Below are 16,590 nucleotides of genomic sequence, written 5' to 3'. Positions count from 1 at the left end.
CATGAGTGAGGACAACCAGACCATCGACGCGCCGGACAAACCGCGCGGCCCCGTTCTCGATACCCGGGCCGTGCCGTCGGCGCTGGTCGCTGCCCTAGGAATGCTCGACCCACGTCGCATGATCAACAATCCGGTGATGTTCGTGACAGAAATCGGGGCGGTGCTCACCACCCTATATCTGATCGTGGCTTTGCTGGGCAGCGGCGCGGCCGCCGGCTCCGCGGGCTATTTCGCGGCACTGACGATCGCGCTGTGGGGTACGGTCTATCTGGCCAATGTCGCCGAGGCGCTCGCCGAGGCGCGCGGCAAGGCCCAGGCGGCAAGTCTGCGCGGTGCTCGTCGCAATCTCACCGCCCGCCGTTTGCCCGCCGATGGGCGTCTGTGCGATGCCGGACTCGCCGAACAGGTGGCGGCGCCCGAACTCAGAAAGGGCGATCGCATTCTCGTCGAGGCCGGTGAGACCATCGCAGCCGACGGTGACGTGGTCGAAGGCATCGCCTCGGTGGACGAGTCCGCAATCACGGGCGAATCGGCTCCGGTGATTCGCGAATCCGGCGGCGACCGCTCGGCGGTCACCGGCGGCACACGCGTGCTGTCGGACGCGATCGTCGTGGAGGTCACGACCGAGCCCGGTCAGTCATTTCTCGATCGAATGATCGGCATGGTCGAAGGCGCGAACCGGCAGAAAACGCCCAACGAGATCGCGCTGACGATCGTGCTCGCCGGCTTCACCCTGATGTTCCTGATGGTCTGTATCGGCCTGTATCCGCTGGCCGGCTATTTCGACGCGGTCATCGATGTGCCTACACTGGTGGCGTTGCTGGTGTGTCTGATCCCGACCACCATCGGTGCGCTGCTCGCAGCGATCGGCATTGCCGGCATGGCCCGGCTGGGCGCACGCAACGTCGTCGCCATGAGCGGTCGCGCGGTCGAGGCGGCCGGCGATGCCGATATCCTGTTGCTGGACAAGACCGGCACGATCACCTTCGGCAATCGTCAGGCCGATGCGTTCGTTGCCATGCCCGGGGTCGTCGAACGCGACCTGGCCGAGGCCGCCGAGCTGGCATCGCTGGCCGACGAAACACCCGAGGGGCGCAGTATCGTGAGCTTCGCGCGCCAACGGTATGGCCTGGAGGAGCGTACGATCGAATCGATCGGTGGTCGAGCGATCGCGTTTTCGGCGGCCACGCGGATGAGCGGTGTCGATCTCGATGGCCGGCCGATTCGCAAGGGCGCTGCCTCGCAGATCACCGCTTGGGTGAACAACCAGGGTGGGCAGGTGCCCGGCGCGCTGGATCGCACGGTCCGCCGCGTCTCGGAAGCCGGCGGCACGCCGTTGGTCGTGGCCGACCACGAGCGCGTGCTCGGCGTCATCCACCTCAAGGACATCGTCAAACCGCAGATCAAGGAACGTTTCGCCGAGCTGCGTCGAATGGGCGTGAAAACAGTGATGATCACCGGCGACAACGCGACCACCGCCGCCGCCATTGCCGCAGAGGCCGGAGTCGACGACTTTCTCGCCGAAGCCACGCCGGAAGCCAAGCTCGAACTCATCCGAGACTATCAGGCCAAGGGGCACCTGGTGGCGATGACCGGCGACGGTACCAACGATGCGCCGGCGCTGGCCCAGGCCGACGTGGCAGTGGCCATGAATACCGGCACGCAGGCGGCCAAGGAGGCGGGCAACATGGTGGATCTCGACTCCAGTCCGACCAAGCTGATCAGCGTGGTCGAGGTCGGCAAGCAGATGCTCATGACCCGAGGATCGCTGACCACTTTTTCCGTGGCCAACGATGTGGCCAAGTATTTCGCGATCCTGCCGGCAATCTTCGTGGTCGCTCTGCCCCAGCTCGGCGCGCTCAACGTCATGGACCTGACCAGCCCGCGTTCGGCGATTCTCTCGGCGGTGATCTTCAACGCGCTGGTGATCCCGGCGCTGGTGCCGATCGCGCTGCGCGGCGTGGCCTATCGTGCCGTATCCGCCGACGAACTACTGTCCCGCAACCTGTTGATCTACGGATTGGGCGGACTCGTGGCCCCGTTTGTGGGGATCAAGCTCATCGATGTCGTATTGACCATGGCCGGACTGGCCTAGGAGCTGTGTCATGAAAGATATCGTCACCACGCTGCGGCTGATGGGCGTGACGTTGCTGATCTGCTGTATCGCGTATCCGGCCGTGATCCTGGCTTTTGCACGAATCGGCGTCCCGGCCAGCGCCCAGGGCAGTCTGATCGAGCGCGACGGGCGTATCGTGGGTTCGTCGCGCATCGCTCAGGCATTCGTCGAGGACAGCTATTTCTGGCCGCGCCCTTCGGCAGTGGACTACGCCGCCGATGCGGCCGGCGGCTCGAACCTGTCGCCTGTCAGCGCCAGGCTCACCGAACGCGCACAGCAGATCGCTGTCCGTGTCGGCGCGACCGCCAAGCGCCCGGTGCCGGCCGACCTGGTGGCGGCTTCAGGCTCCGGGCTGGACCCGCATATCACCACCGCTGCGGCCAGATACCAGGTTGGGCGGGTGGCCGGCGCACGCGGCCTGGACCGGGCAGCGCTGTATGCACTCATCGACGAGCATACCGAGCAGGGCTGGACCCGGGCCATCGGCGGGGCGCCGGTGGTCAACGTGCTGGAACTCAATCTCGCCCTGGATAGGATTCAATAGACTACGTGCATGAACGCCGATCACGCCGACGCCCGTCCTGATCCCGATGCGCTGCTCGAGCAGGCCGACCGGGTAAGCGCTTCGCGCCGGCGCGGTCAGCTCAAGATCTTTCTCGGCGCCGCGCCCGGGGTGGGCAAGACCTACGAGATGCTGGCCGAGGCGCGTGCGCTGGCCGATGCCGGCACGAATGTACTGATCGGCGTTGTCGAGACCCACGGCCGCGAGGAGACCGCCCGGCTCGTGCGAGGCATTCCCGCGCTGGGGCTGACCCGGATCCGCTATCGCGGCCGTCAGTTCGAGGAGCTCGATCTTGACGGCATCCTGGCTGCGGGCCCGGACCTGGCGCTGATCGACGAGCTGGCCCACAGCAATATCCCCGGTAGCCGGCACGACAAGCGCTGGCAGGATATCGAGGAGCTGCGCGAAGCCGGCATTGACGTGTTCACCACGCTCAATGTTCAGCACCTGGCATCGCTCAACGATGTTGTGGCCCGGATCAGCCGCATACGCGTACGTGAGACCGTGCCCGACCGGGTTCTCGAACAGGCCGACCAGATCGAGGTCGTCGACCTGCCGCCGGATGAGCTGATCCAGCGCCTGCATGCCGGTAAGGTCTACGTGCCCGAGCAGGCCGCGCGCGCGGTCGAGCATTTCTTCTCGCCGGGCAACCTCGCTGCCTTGCGGGAAATCGCACTGCGCGCCGCCGCCGAGCGCGTGGATGCTGACGTCCGTACGCATCTGCGCACCCGTGCCGAAGGCCATGTTTGGTCCGCGCACGAGCGTTTGCTCGTCGTCGTGGGCGATGGCCGCGAAGCCGATGTGCTGGTACGTCTGGGCAAGCGCCTGGCCGAGCGCCGTCTGGCTTCGTGGATCGTGGCACACGTCAAACGCGGTACAGCGATCAGCGGTGAAAGCCGTGCCACGCGGGAGGCGCTGCGCCTGGCCGAGACGCTGGGCGCCCAGATCGCCACGATCACCGGTTTCGATCTCGTCGACGAAATCAAGGCCTATGCCCGGGCCCACAACGTCACCGAGATACTGGTCGGCCGGTCCACGCGCCGGCTGCGCTGGCTGGCGTTCCGTCGGTCGCTCGGCAGTGCGCTCATGCGCGAAGCCGATGAGTTCGTCGTCACGCTGGCGGCTGCGGACAGAACAGCGACCAAGGCCGGACGTATCCTGCCTCGGCTGACCGCACCGACGCTTTGGCCGTCGCGCATCGACCTGCTGTATGTCGCGATCGCATCGGCGGTTGCCGGCACGGTCGCCTGGCCGCTGTCGTTCGTACTGGAGACCGGTGCGCTGTCCATGGTGTTCATGTGTGCCGTGCTGGTGGTTGCGGTACGACGCGGCATCGCGGCGGCGATAGTGACGAGCTTGACCAGCTTCTTGATGTTCAATTTTCTGTTCACCGCGCCCGAATACACGTTCACGGTCTACCAGCGTCGCGATGTTCTGACCCTGCTGTCGTTCCTGATCGTATCCCTGCTGGCCGGCAATCAGGCCGCGCGGGTACGCGATCAGATGGCCCTGATCCGCGGCTCCGAGGAGCGCAACGCGCGTCTCTACGATTTTTCCCGACGTATCGCTGGCGCGGTGGGCGTGGATGACCTGGCCTGGGCGATCACCGAATATCTGGATGCGGCTTTCGACGGCGATAGTGTCGTGCTGTATCCGAGCGCCGAGGATCGGCTGGCACATGTGGCCGGCCATGCCGGCAGCGAAGGGCTGATCGATTTGGACTACACCACGGCACGCTGGGCGCGCGATCACAACGAAGCAGCCGGACGTGGCACCGGCACGTTGCCGAACTGTCGCTGGTACTTTCTTCCGATGCGCGGCTCCGACTCCGTGCTGGGGGTAATCGGTATCACCTTCGCCGACCGCAACCGCCGGCTGGGCGTTGAAGAGCAGCGCCTGCTGCATGCGGTACGCGATCAGAGCGCGGTAGCCCTGAGCCGAATCACCCTCGGCGCCGAGATCGAGTCCGCCCAGTTCGCCCAGGAGACCGCGCGCCTCCGGGCGACGCTGTTGTCGGCGGTTTCCCACGACCTGCGTACGCCGTTGGCCTCGATTCTCGGCAGCGCCGCGCTGGTGCGCGATCGCCACGACGAACTGTCGGCGCTCGACCGTCAGGAGTTGCTCGACGGTGTGGTCGAGCAGACCGGTCGACTCGACCGCTTCGTGCAGAATCTGCTCGACATGACGCGTTTGGGCTATGGCGCGCTACGTCCGGAAATCAGGGTCTGCGATATCCGTGAAGAGGTCGAAGCCGCCCATGCCTCGCTCGGCGTGGCGCGGCGGCCGATAAACTACGCCCTGGCGACCGATGCGCGCGCGCTGCGCGCCGACCCGCTGCTGTTCAGACGGGTTCTGGCCAACCTGATCGAGAATGCGATCAAATATGCCGGTCCGGACTGCGAGATCACCGTGACCAGCCGGGCATGCGGCGCGCAGTTGATGCTGCGCGTCATCGATAACGGGCCCGGCGTGGCGGCGGTCGAACGCGACCGTATATTCGATCTGTTCTACCGGGTGCGAAATGCCGATCAGGACGCTCGCGGTTCGGGATTGGGTCTTTCGATCTGCAAGGAACTCGTCGAGCTCATGAATGGCTCGATCCGGGCCGTCGCTCCGTCCGACCAACGGGGCACGGTCATCGAAATGATGTGGCCGGCGGTATGAAAGCACTGGTGATCGACGATGACGATGGTATCCGCCGTTTTTTGCGCATCGGCCTCAAGATCGAAGGTTATGACGTCGTCGAGGCGGTCGACGCGGCCGAAGGGCTTCGCCTGCTGGGCGCCCGGCGTCCGGAACTGGTGATTCTGGATCTGGGCCTTCCGGATCTTGATGGCCAGGAACTGGTGCCCGCCATACGCGGGGTGAGCCAGGCGCTGCTGATCGTGCTCTCGGTACGCGACTCGCAGGCGGAAAAGATCCGTGCGCTGGACAACGGTGCGGACGATTACCTGACCAAGCCGTTCGACTTCGGCGAGCTGGCGGCCCGTATCCGTGCGTTCCGGCGCAAGGCCTGGCGCAGCGACGAACGGGGTCGACTGGTGGCCGGTCAGCTGACGCTGGATCCGGCCGATCACGGGGTGCGGCTCGGTGAAAGCAGGCTCGAGCTCACGCCCAAGGAGTTCGAGCTGCTGCGCCTGCTGATGCAGCATCGCGACAAGCTGGTGGCCCATCGCGAGTGTCTCGACCAGATATGGGGGCCGGGGCATGCGCATGATACGGCCTATCTGCGGGTCTATATTCAACGGCTGCGCAAGAAGCTGACCGATGCCGGCGACCATCCCGGGCGTATCGTCAGTCAGCCTGGCGTCGGCTATCGCCTGGCAAGCCAGCCGCAGGGCTGATCCGCTCGAATTTACCAGCGCCGCCAGAACTCTGGCGTAAAGATCACCAGTAGCGTGAATATCTCCAGGCGGCCGCCGATCATGGCCACGATCAGCAGCCACTTCGCTGGCGCATCGATCGGCAGGAAGTTGGATGCGGCCGCACCCAGCGCTGGGCCCATGTTGTTGATACACGCAGCCACAGCCGAAAACGCGGTCAGCCCAGACAGCCCGAGCGCCATCAGCAGCAGCACCATGGCCGCGAAGCCGGCGACATATAGAAAGAAGAAGGCCCAGACGCCCTTCACGACTCGATCGGAGAGCACGCGATCGTCGAGCTTGATCGAGAAGGTCGCACTTGGGTGGATCAGCCCGAGCAGCTCGCGTCGCGTCTGTTTGATCAGCAGTACCAGCCGCACGATCTTGATGCCGCCCGACGTCGAGCCCGCACAGCCGCCAATGCACGCAATGAGCATCAGCAGTACGGGCACGAAGCTCGGCCAGACGGAAAAATCGGTGCTGGCAAAGCCGGTGTCGGTCATGATCGATACCACCTGAAAAGTAGCCTGCAGCATGGCCTCGCCGGGCATCTCGAAGATGCCTTGAACATAGAGCACGACGGCGACAAGACAGCTGGTGGTGCCGAGGATCGCCAGATAGGTATGGCATTCGAGGTTGCGCAGGTACGGCCGGAGGCTGCCGGTGCGCCAACTCAGAAAGTGCAGCGAGAAGCTGGCCCCCGAGATGACCATGAACACGATGGCGGCGACGAGAATCGCATCGCTCTGGAAATACGCCAGACTGGTGTCATAGTTGGCAAACCCGCCGGTTGCCAGGGTGGCGAACGCATGCGTGATGGCATCGAAGGGCTCCATGCCCAGTGCCCAGTAGGTGGCGGCACAGGCGAGGGTGATCGTGGTGTAGGTCCACCACAGCGAAGCGGCAGTCTTTTTGATACGCGGTGTGAGCTTGTCGTCTTTGATCGGGCCGGGTGTTTCAGCCTTGACCAGTTGCATGCCGCCGGCGCCCAGCATCGGCAGAATGGCCACGGCCAGTACGATGATGCCCATGCCGCCGATCCAGTGCAGCAGCTGGCGCCAGAACAAGATCGCGTGCGGCAGGGTATCGAGCCCGGTCAGAACAGTGGCGCCCGTGGTGGTCAGCCCGGAGACGGACTCGAAGGCCGCGTTGGTGAACGTCATCTCCGGTCGGGCGGCGAGCACGAACGGCAAGGCCCCGAACAGGCCGAGCACGAGCCAGAACAGCGTGACGATGAGAAAGCCTTCGCGGATTCTCAGGTCGCGATGCACGTGACGCACCGGCACCCATAGCAACAGGCCCGCGGCCAGACCGATGCCGAAGCTCTGCACGAACGCTTCGAATCCGCCGTCGCCGTAAGCCAGAGCGATCATCGCCGGTATGAGCATGGCCGCCGAAAAGAAGATCAGCAGCACGCCGATCACGCGCTGCACCGCGGCCCAGTAGTGGTCGAAACCCAGTTTCAGGCGTGCCGGTTTCACTCGATACGTGGCGTTGCGTGTGGGCCAGCCAGTGTCGATGTAGCCGCTGTTTAAATTCGATAGCCAGTGACCGATCGCTGCGTTAACAGGCCGTAAACGGACTGGCATCGGCCCGTGCGCAACCCCGGCGGTTCCCGTAAGGCTCGGCACGCAAAGGATATGCACCGGCGGCCGAATCGAAACGGCTTGCGGCACATGCCGCGACCGCAACGATCGCGGCTTGCCGGGCCGCGCCGCCGCACGCCGTCAAGATCTCGACGGCTGTGGGCGAGCCGGTCCGCGTACGGGTGACGATCGAGTCGCGGCTCAGGGACGCATCATCACCTTGATGCAATTGTCCTGACGCGCCTGAAACATCCGGTAGGCTTCCGGGGCCTGGTCGAGCCTCATGCGATGAGTGATCACGAAACTGGGATCGATATCGCCGCGTTCGACGTGGTCCATCAGCGGCTTGAGATAATGCTGGACATGAGTCTGGCCGGTCTTGACGGTCAGCGCCTTGTTCATCAATGCGCCTACGGGGATCTTATCGGCAATGCCACCGTAGACGCCGGGGATCGATACCGTACCGGCCTTGCGACAGGCCATGATCGCCTGACGGAGCACGATCGGACGCGCTGTCTCCATCTGCAGGGTCTGCTTGATATTGTCGTACCAGTACTCGAGGCCCACGCCATGCGCCTCCAGGCCTACCGCATCGACACAGATATCGGGCCCTCGACCCGCGGTCATGTCGCGCAGCCGCTCGACCAGCCGTAGCGTGTTGCCCACTTCGCGTGCATCCAGCGTTTCCGCGCCGTGTTGCCGGGCTGCCATATCCAGGCGTTCCGGCACGGTGTCGATCGCGATCACGCGAGCCGCGCCCAGCATCTTCGCGCTGGCAATCGCGAACTGGCCGACTGGCCCACAACCCCAGATGGCCACGGTGTCGTCCGGCTTCGGATCGCACTGGGCAATCGCCTGGTAGCCGGTGGGGAAGATATCGGTCAAGAACAATGCCTGCTCGTCGGATACCGATTCCGGTACCTTCATCGGGCCGACGTCGGCGTAGGGCACACGAACGTATTCCGCCTGTCCGCCGGCATAGCCACCCAGAATATGGGTATAGCCGAACAGCCCCGCGGGCGATTGACCCCACATCTTCTCGGCCACGCCTGCATTGGGGTTGGAGTTGTCGCACAGCGAATGGTAGCCGCTGTCGCAGAAATAGCACTGTCCACAGGCGATGGTAAACGGCACCACCACCCGGTCGCCAAGGGACAGATTGGCGACCGCCGAGCCGAGTTCGACGACTTCGCCCATGAATTCGTGGCCGACGATATCGCCGGCCTGCATACCGGGCAGGAAACCGCCGTACAGATGCAGATCGGAACCGCAGATCGCCGTGGCGGTGACCTTGATGATGGCATCGCGCGGATTGAGAATCCGCGGATCGGCCACTGTGTCCACACGCATGTCGTGCGCGCCGTGCCAGCAGACGGCCCTCACGACGGTCGCTCGCTGGCGTCGTGGTGCTCGGCGTGCACTGCGGCGGTAGGTACTTCGCCGGTTTCCATGGCCTGCTTGAACCGGCGCAGATCCTCTCGCACCGTTTCACGCGACAGCGCGTTGACAAAGCTCAGCGGTGCCGCGCTAAGCAAACCGTGCGGCAGGGTATAGCGCAAGTCCAGTTCAACCCGGGTGCCGCGCTCCGGCGGGCCGGGCACGAAGCGGATTTCTCCGCGCTGGGGCACGTCGGCGCCCTCCAGGCTCTGCCAGGCGATACGCTGGTCGGGTACGTCCTCGATGATCTCGGTGTCCCATTGCAGGGTCTGGCCGGTCGGTGTGATCGCATGCCAGCGGGTATGCCCGTCGGCCGTGGTCTCGACGGCGGTGATCGATTGCATGATCTCCGGCAGCCGTGAGAAGTCGCGCCAGAACGCATACAGTTTGTCGGGCTCGGCCCGGACCATCACGCTCGCGGAGAGCTCCAGTGGGCCCGCGCGGTGACCGGTGAGCGTGCGCTCGACACGTCGTGCCAGATCCGTTCCCGTGCCCTTGAGCCCGCGGCCGGTGGATGCACGATAGGCCAGCAGCCCACTGAAAGCGCCCAGCAGCGCGCCGCTGAACCCGCCGCGGCGCAGCGCCACCATCAGCGTGCCGACGCTGGCCATGAGCGCCAAACTGCGCTGGCGCTCTCGCTCCCGGTCGCTGTCCAGATAGGCCATCTCGTGGGTATCAGAGTCGTCGGGTCGGCGTGAAGACATACGCGGTCTCGGTAGGGACGTAGCGCTCAATGTAGCGCGCGCCGGCGGCGGCGCCCCTCGGTGGAAACCCTGACGCGGGCGGTGTCGTTCATGGATACACTGAACCCACGAACCATCTCGGCGGTCGTCGTCGCGACGCCCCGGAAGCCGCGGTGCCGGTCAAGGCGCCATTCAAGGAGAGTTGTCGATGAATACCAGACTCGATCACCGGACCGATCGGCCTTTGACCGCGCAGCGAGCGCTCGACGAGGTCTGTCGACATCCGTTGATCACCGGCGTGGCCGTCGTCGGGGTGGCGCTCACCCTCGGTGCGCTGTTCCACTACGGCCCGCCGACACGCGGCCGCCGTTCGCTGTACGAGCGGATTCGCCACTCGCTGCGTTCATTGTTCGACTGAGCGCCCGACCGCAGCTTGTGAAAAAGCCGGTCGACCCGTATTAGGCCGACCGGCTCGATATGATGCAGCCGGGCATATATCGCCCGGCCGATCGGCCCTAGCGCATGCGCGGCCGACGGATCCAGCTCAGACCGCCGATCATGGCCAGACTGAGCAGGCTCAGCAGCCCGCCGGGTGCCGGCACATCCGCGCTCGGCGTACCGATTGATGCCGTCAGTTCGCCGACGATACGTCCGCCCGCCAAAAAGTTCTGAACCGAAAAGCCGTTTTCGTCGATTTCGGCGGAGCACAGGCTGCAATTCGGGCCGAGCGGCGACACGCCAGTGAAGGCCAGAAAATCCGCCAGTCCCGTGCCGTCGGCATTGAGCGTGCCGCCGATCGAGGTTTGGGCATTGGTCAGCGATGTGCAGCCCACGCTGAACCGGTAATCGAGGATATCGGCGTTGCCGAAACTGGCGCCGGGCGCCAGCGCCCGGTCGACTACGCTCAGCAACCCTTGGAAGGTATCGCCGATGGCGAAGGGGGATACGGGGGCGGCGATGGCGTTGCCGGACAGATCCTCAAAGCCGGTGACCGAACCGGAAAAGCGGATCATGCCGGCGTGGGCGCTGGCTGAGGCGAAAAGGACCAGGCCGAGCAGACAGGTGATATGAACGATACGGGGCATGAGCAGGACTCCCTGATTGTGGGGTGGTTGAAAAACGTTGGATTGGTGCGGCCGCCTCACGGGGCGGCCGCCAGATCGAGCTGGATCACGACGGGGTCGTGATCGGAGGCGCGATAGGGACCCGGGTTGTAAAAATTCGATACCTGGCCCGGCGATTTGTATTCGACGTTGTAGTCGAGTGCCGGCGGCTCGTCGGCGTTGATTCGGAACGGCTCCGCGGCCAGCACACGGGCCTGCAGCGCGCGGCTGGCCAGGGCGTGATCCAGTGCGCCGCTCTGGGCATCGAAGACATAGGTCGTGTAGAGCGAACCGTCGGCCCGCTTGAGCAGGGCGCGATAGCCGGCCTGTTCGAACGCGGTGATCGGGTCCTCTTGTGCATAGGCGTTCAGATCGCCGATGACGAGCACGTTGTCGGTATCGCCGCCGGTCGGATCACCCGCCAGCCAGTCGATCTGATCCCGTGCCGCCTGGGTGCGCAACGCATTCCAGCAGCCCTGGCCGTCGCCCTGAGCGGCGTTCGGATCGCTGGCGGCCGGGCAGCTGCCCTTGGACTTCAGATGATTGACCGCGATCGTGATACGGCCGCCGTTGGCCGTCGCGAAGGTCTGGGCCAGCGGCTGGCGATTGCCGGTCACATAGGGCGTGGTGGTGAGCGTGGCCGGCTCGCCGACCGGACTCACGCGCTGGCTGTTGTAGAGCATCCCGACGGCGATGGCATCGGTGCCCAGGCGCGCGCTGCCGGGGTCGACGAACGCATAGGTGGTGCCGTCGGGCGCGGTCGCGTTCAGGCTGTCGACGAGCGTCTGGATCGCGCTGTCGCGGCCGTAGCCGTCGTTCTCGATCTCCATGAGGCCAACGATGTCCGCCGCGATGGTGTCGATGGCGGCCACCAGCTTGGCCTGCTGTCGGGCCAGTTCGTCGGGCGTGTCTGCGCCACGCGCGGTGGGAAAGCCGCCGCCCTGGCCGTCGCCGTTGAAATAATTGAGCACGTTGGCGCTGGCCACGCGCAGATTCCCGCCTTGGGGCAGATCGGCCGCACTCGGCCGTGGATTGACCGGGTCGAAGATCGGCATGGCGATCGGCTGGATACGCCATTCCCCGAAGCCGTAGCTGAGCACGCCCTCGATACGGCTGACGGCATCGCCGGTACGCAACGTATTGAACGCCGACAGCCCGGGCGCCGGATAGATCACCGGATCCGGGTTCTCGCTGGACAGGCCGTCGTCCAGGACCACATGGTTGCGGGCGTTCTGCGCGGCCAGTGCACGCGCCGGCGCGCCGGGCGGTACGATATTGGTCGGTGTCTGCAGACGCCCGCCGGCGGAGAGCACGACTTCGCCGAAGCGCCCGAGCGTGTAGTTGCCAGAAACGGTCAGACGCTGGCGCAGAGTCACACGCATGCCTTCGAGCGCTTCGGGCGCGTTCAGATTGGCAAACGGCAGGGTAACGAGCGACGGCGAGACGGTATAGCCGCTGCCGCAGATCGCCGCGCGATCGGTACGTCGCAGTTCGGTCAGGCCGTTGAACTCGGTGATCTGTCCGCGCAGCCGTACACGTTGGCCGCGCACGAAGTCGCCGGCGGCGATATCGTTCGCGTCGCCGGTATACACGAACAGGCCTTCGGATGTGTTCGGATCGCTGTCGCGTTCGCTGTCCCCGGCCTGAACGAACAAGCCCTCCAGGCCATTCGATCCCGCGTATACCGCGGTGACGATCGCCTCGACGACCTGCATCTCGTTGATCAGCGGTGAGTCGGTCGTGTCGCCCTGAATATCGTGAATCGGCGTGGCCGCCTCGCCACAGCTGCCGAAGGCGACCATCGCCGGGGGCGTAGTGTCGCCGAACGAGCCGAGATCGGCAAAGCTGTCGGCCGGGTAGCTTGTCCACTCATCGGCCGGATCGAACGGGCTGTCTCCGTTGGCACGTCCGGTGGTCGTCGTGGGGTCGCGGCGCAGCGTATGATTCTGCGTGGTGACGCTGCCCGAGCCCCACGCCGAGCCCGGATCGACGCCGATCTGGCCGATGACGTCGACCGGCACGCCGTCCTTGGCCAGCACCACGGCATCGTCGCCGTTGTAGAGCGAGCCGCCGTAGGTCTGGTTGGCCGCCGCGACGACGCGCGCATCGGCTTGCGCGTCGGCGAACACGAAGGTGTCCTTGGCCGCCAACGTGCCGGCCAGAGCAATCGTGGCACCGGCATCACGTGAGCCGTTGAAATACACGGCAATCGAATAGTCACTCAGCTCGACGTCGCTGTCGGTGGGGTTGTAGATCTCCAGCGACTTGTTATAGCTGCTGCCCTCGACGTACTCGCTGAAGAAAAGGCTGGGCGCGGCATGCACGACCGGCGCGAATACGCCCAGTGTGCATGCGACGACGAGCCCGGATCGTCCGAACGTGGTCACGATTGTCTCCCTGACAATTTGGATTGGGTCGATGCAGCGTGACTGACGATTGTTGCGGACTTGCTACGGACGATGCGGTGAACGAGCCGGTGGCCGTCGGCCGGACCTGCACAGCTTTGTGGTGTTGCCGTCACCGGGGCCGTTCGCCACGCCCGTCGAGCGCATTCGACTCTCGCCGTCCGGTCTTGCGAGCGGGTCGGACGGTGGCCCGCCCCGGACTGTCGCAGAGGCTTCACAGATCACGCGCAGACTGTGCGCACTTCGACGGGCCGCCCGGCTGCGGGTAGCGCGTCCAGCGGGGGCCGCCACGTTGTATGAACGGCCCGAGTCTTTGCGGTTATGCGAGGTGAATGATGATTTCCAACAACGAGCTTCATCCCCAGGCGCTGGCGGCATTCTTGCGCCAGATGGGCACGAAATACTGTGCCGGCACGCCGGCCGCAGGCTCGATGCGCCGCGAATGGATCACCACTCGCGTGATGGTTTCCGGCACCTATCGCGACGTCTGCGAATTGATCGATCTGTCGGGGCGCGACTATCTCGTGTATGTTTTCACCAGCGTACCGAGAGCCTGGTTCACGGCCGCGGCGAGACAGTACTGGATGCGTCATCTGGAACTCGTGCCGGCGGATGTCGGGCGCCGGTCTCCGGCTGTCGCCAGGCCGCGGGACACACACCGGTCGATGATCGGCGGCCACCGCAACCGGCAGCCAAGCGTTACCCGCTAGCACGTCGCGCCGGGCGACGAACAGGTCAAGCCTGGCTTTGCAAGCCGAGCGGTTTGCCGGCCGCTGAGTCTTGTCGCCGTATTTTATAGAGCGCCTGGCCGAGGTCGAGCCCAGCCGGTGCGCCAAACCGGCCCAGTACCCGCGGACCGCGGCTGCTTGCCGGCCCCGACCACAGGAAAGCCGCCGGCAGCACACGCTGCCGGCAGCCGGTGGATAGGGGTGATCGCCTATCGCGTGTCGCGACGGGCGGCGAGGTTGACGATACGTGTGTCCTCGGCGACCGGCGTTTCGGCCACGTCGAACGCGTTGCCGCCATTGTCCGGGTTGTAGCGGGCCTGCAGATATTCGGCGAACGCATCCTGCTCGGTGCCCGTGGCCGCGAAGCCGGACAGCCCCGGGTCGTAGCCGGTATCGACGGCGTCGGGGTCGATCACGGTGGCCGGGTCCAGATCCACACGCTGGGGATTGGACAGATTCACGAGCGGATATGCATCGCCGCATTCCTGCTGGCCGGCCTCGTAGTTGTCGCCCGGTATGCAGGCCGCGGTGAAAGCCAGCAGCACCATGCGTATCGGTGTGTCGGCGGCGACCGCCAGCGAGCCGCCGGCCACCAGGGTCTGGCTGTCCTCGCCGTCGGCGTCTATGAGCGCCATTTCGCGAATGCGATTGCCGGTGGTGGCCATGCCCAGGTTCATCTGGCCGCCGCTGCGGGCGGTCATGTCCGGATCGAAGGCGATACGCAGCCCGCCGATCTGCGGGAACTGTCCGGGGGTAGCGCCCGGCTCGGTGGCCGCCACGGCGTATTCCATGATGTCGCGCAGCTCGGCGGCGGTCACGGTGATCAGCGTGAGGCTGTTGTTGAAGCGCAGCGCGCCGCCGATATCGAACTGGGAGATCCCGCCAGCGGGCTTGCCGATCGAATCGTTCGCCTGCGGCGGGCGGAACTCGGTCTCGCCGGTGCTGCCCGGCGGTACGACGACCTGGCCGATGGCATCCCGGATGCCGCCGCCGTTCTTCAGCGACACCTGTACGTCCGGCTCGACGCGACGTGCATAGAACAGATTGGCGTCGGCGGTCAGATTGCCGAGGTTGGTCTGTTCGGTACGAACCTGGGTACGACGCCCGTCGAGAAAGACGTCGGTCACGCCCTGTACGTTGCCGTCCTGGTCGGCGAGTACGTCCTGAAGTGCGCTCTGCACGGCCAGCACCTGCGTGTCGGCCGCGGTGTCCAGCCCACGGTTGGCGAGCATCTCCACCACGGCGTCGGTCGATGCCCAGGCGCCGTTTTCGGTCGTGTCCAGCGTATCGGTCAGCAGGTGGCCGTCGGCGTCGAAGTCGATGACCAGACGGCCCAGATATTTGTAGTCGCCGTCGACGTTGACCACCAGCGTGGCGGAACCGTCCGGGCCTGCAAAGACCAGCGGGTAATCGTCGACCGCGCGATCGCCGTCGCGGAGCACGTCGTCACTATCGGCCAGCAGCGTGTTCGAACCGCCCGCAATGATGATATCGACATCTTTGAGCCGGCTGGCCAGGGCTTTCTCGATGGCGATCTGCTGCATGTGCGCCATGACGACGATCTTGTCGATGCCCGAGTCCACGAGCGCGTCGATTGCCGGCTGGATTTCGGCGGCCAGCGCGTCGTAGCCGGCCTCGTCCATGCTGAAGCCGTCGGGCGAAATCGAGATGCCGCCGGTGGAGGTAATGCTCGCCAGCGCCGGCGTGCTGGCGCCGACCAGCCCGATCGTCTGGCCGCCGACCACGACGGTGGCCGAACCGGTGACGCGCCCGGCGCCGTCGGAGGCCGGGCCGCCGTCGGCGACGACCAGATCGGCCAGCGCGCTGTCGGTAGAGAAATCCAGATTGGTCGACAGATAAGGAAAGGCGGCGCCCGGGTAATCGCCGTCGGCGTCGATGATTGCTGCAAACGCTTCGGTCCCGGGATCGAGGTCGTGATTGCCCACCGCCGAGGCCACGGTATGGAACCGGTTGAGGAACAGGATATCGCCGCGGCCGTTTCCGGGCACGCCCAGTGCATCGGTGGTGTCGTCCGTCGCCACGCCGGCCGCGAAGAAACGCGGGCCCGGGATGAAATTGTCGCCCGAGCTGAGAACCAGGGTGTGATCGGCCAGCGCCGGCTCACCGGCGAACGCGTGGATCAGCGACGAGAAGTTGGCCACGTTGTCCAGTGCCGCCGTCGATCCGTCCATATCGGCGAAATGCAGCAGTTGCAGTCGGTAGGCGGGCTCCTGTGCGGGTGCCGGCGTGTCTGTCTGTACCGAGTCGTTGTGATCGTCGTCCGAGCAGGCCGAAAGCCCCAGTGACAGGCAGACGACGACAACGCCGTGTCTGACCATGGCGGATGAAAATAGCGAGCGCATGAATGTCCCCCGACGCAGTAATTGGTCCGGGGCAATCTATCCACGCGAGGCGACAGTTCCTTGACCGGGGCATGACAAGCGCATGACAACCACGGGCGGGCATCGACGCGGGCGTGCCCACGGCCCGGACTCGCAGGCTATATCGGGCATGCCCGAATGCGCTGGGATGCGGGTGCGATACAGCGGATTGCATCCTGTTGTTCGTTACAGCGGTACTCTGGTGTCATGTACCGCTGTCTACATCA

At 65.4% G+C, this 16,590-nt stretch carries 12 protein-coding genes; 6 read left to right on the top strand and 6 right to left on the bottom strand.

Features of this window, described 5'->3' with window-relative positions:
- Position 1 precedes the first annotated feature (1 nt).
- The 4 genes from kdpB to T31B1_RS11265 are packed head-to-tail and all read left to right on the top strand — an operon-like array spanning position 2 to position 6,022.
- Entirely contained in the window at positions 2 to 2,095 is a 2,094-nt protein-coding gene (gene kdpB / locus T31B1_RS11280; RefSeq protein ID WP_353249568.1) for a potassium-transporting ATPase subunit KdpB, read from the top strand.
- Between the two features lie 10 nt (positions 2,096 to 2,105).
- Positions 2,106 to 2,660 carry a potassium-transporting ATPase subunit KdpC gene (gene kdpC / locus T31B1_RS11275; protein ID WP_353249567.1) on the top strand — a complete coding sequence of 185 codons (555 nt, stop codon included), beginning with the start codon at positions 2,106 to 2,108 and terminating at the stop codon, positions 2,658 to 2,660.
- A gap of 9 nt (positions 2,661 to 2,669) precedes the next feature.
- On the top strand, positions 2,670 to 5,342 hold the full coding sequence (locus T31B1_RS11270) for an ATP-binding protein (protein WP_353249566.1): 2,673 nt from the start codon (positions 2,670 to 2,672) through the stop codon (positions 5,340 to 5,342).
- On the top strand, positions 5,339 to 6,022 hold the full coding sequence (locus T31B1_RS11265; RefSeq protein WP_353249565.1) for a response regulator transcription factor: 684 nt from the start codon (positions 5,339 to 5,341) through the stop codon (positions 6,020 to 6,022). The genes T31B1_RS11270 and T31B1_RS11265 overlap by 4 nt, the downstream gene beginning before the upstream one ends.
- 11 nt (positions 6,023 to 6,033) lie before the next feature.
- Here T31B1_RS11265 and T31B1_RS11260 read toward each other — a convergent pair whose 3' ends face one another.
- The 3 genes from T31B1_RS11260 to T31B1_RS11250 all read right to left on the bottom strand — a co-directional run bounded on the left by T31B1_RS11260 (position 6,034) and on the right by T31B1_RS11250 (position 9,767).
- On the bottom strand, positions 6,034 to 7,428 hold the full coding sequence (locus T31B1_RS11260) for a TrkH family potassium uptake protein (RefSeq protein ID WP_353249621.1): 1,395 nt from the start codon (positions 7,426 to 7,428) through the stop codon (positions 6,034 to 6,036).
- Positions 7,429 to 7,827: 399 nt separating this feature from the next.
- Positions 7,828 to 9,009 carry a zinc-dependent alcohol dehydrogenase gene (locus T31B1_RS11255; RefSeq protein WP_353249564.1) on the bottom strand — a complete coding sequence of 394 codons (1,182 nt, stop codon included), beginning with the start codon at positions 9,007 to 9,009 and terminating at the stop codon, positions 7,828 to 7,830.
- Positions 9,006 to 9,767, bottom strand: a complete 762-nt coding sequence (locus T31B1_RS11250) for an SRPBCC family protein (protein WP_353249563.1) — start codon at positions 9,765 to 9,767, stop codon at positions 9,006 to 9,008. Before T31B1_RS11250 ends, T31B1_RS11255 begins: the two co-directional genes overlap by 4 nt.
- 187 nt (positions 9,768 to 9,954) lie before the next feature.
- Here T31B1_RS11250 and T31B1_RS11245 point away from each other — a divergent pair, with 187 nt between their 5' ends.
- Positions 9,955 to 10,164, top strand: a complete 210-nt coding sequence (locus T31B1_RS11245; protein ID WP_353249562.1) for a hypothetical protein — start codon at positions 9,955 to 9,957, stop codon at positions 10,162 to 10,164.
- Positions 10,165 to 10,261: 97 nt separating this feature from the next.
- Here the strand turns inward: T31B1_RS11245 and T31B1_RS11240 are convergent, their stop codons facing one another.
- The gene (locus T31B1_RS11240; RefSeq protein WP_353249561.1) at positions 10,262 to 10,831 is read right to left on the bottom strand and encodes a hypothetical protein; all 570 of its coding nucleotides are present in this window, start codon (positions 10,829 to 10,831) and stop codon (positions 10,262 to 10,264) included.
- Between the two features lie 56 nt (positions 10,832 to 10,887).
- Positions 10,888 to 13,236: an ExeM/NucH family extracellular endonuclease gene (locus T31B1_RS11235; protein ID WP_353249560.1), complete on the bottom strand. Its 2,349-nt coding sequence runs from the start codon at positions 13,234 to 13,236 to the stop codon at positions 10,888 to 10,890.
- 350 nt (positions 13,237 to 13,586) lie between these two features.
- Between T31B1_RS11235 and T31B1_RS11230 the strand changes: the two genes are divergently transcribed.
- Positions 13,587 to 13,964 carry a hypothetical protein gene (locus tag T31B1_RS11230; RefSeq protein WP_353249559.1) on the top strand — a complete coding sequence of 126 codons (378 nt, stop codon included), beginning with the start codon at positions 13,587 to 13,589 and terminating at the stop codon, positions 13,962 to 13,964.
- A 227-nt stretch (positions 13,965 to 14,191) separates the two neighbouring features.
- On the opposite strand, the gene T31B1_RS11225 is transcribed toward T31B1_RS11230, so the two are convergent.
- Entirely contained in the window at positions 14,192 to 16,345 is a 2,154-nt protein-coding gene (locus T31B1_RS11225) for a 5'-nucleotidase C-terminal domain-containing protein (RefSeq protein ID WP_353249558.1), read from the bottom strand.
- Positions 16,346 to 16,590: the final 245 nt, after the last annotated feature.

The sequence above is a fragment of the Salinisphaera sp. T31B1 genome (genome assembly GCF_040361275.1).
GTDB lineage: Bacteria > Pseudomonadota > Gammaproteobacteria > Nevskiales > Salinisphaeraceae > Salinisphaera.
This window is presented reverse-complemented; position numbering and strand designations above follow the sequence as displayed.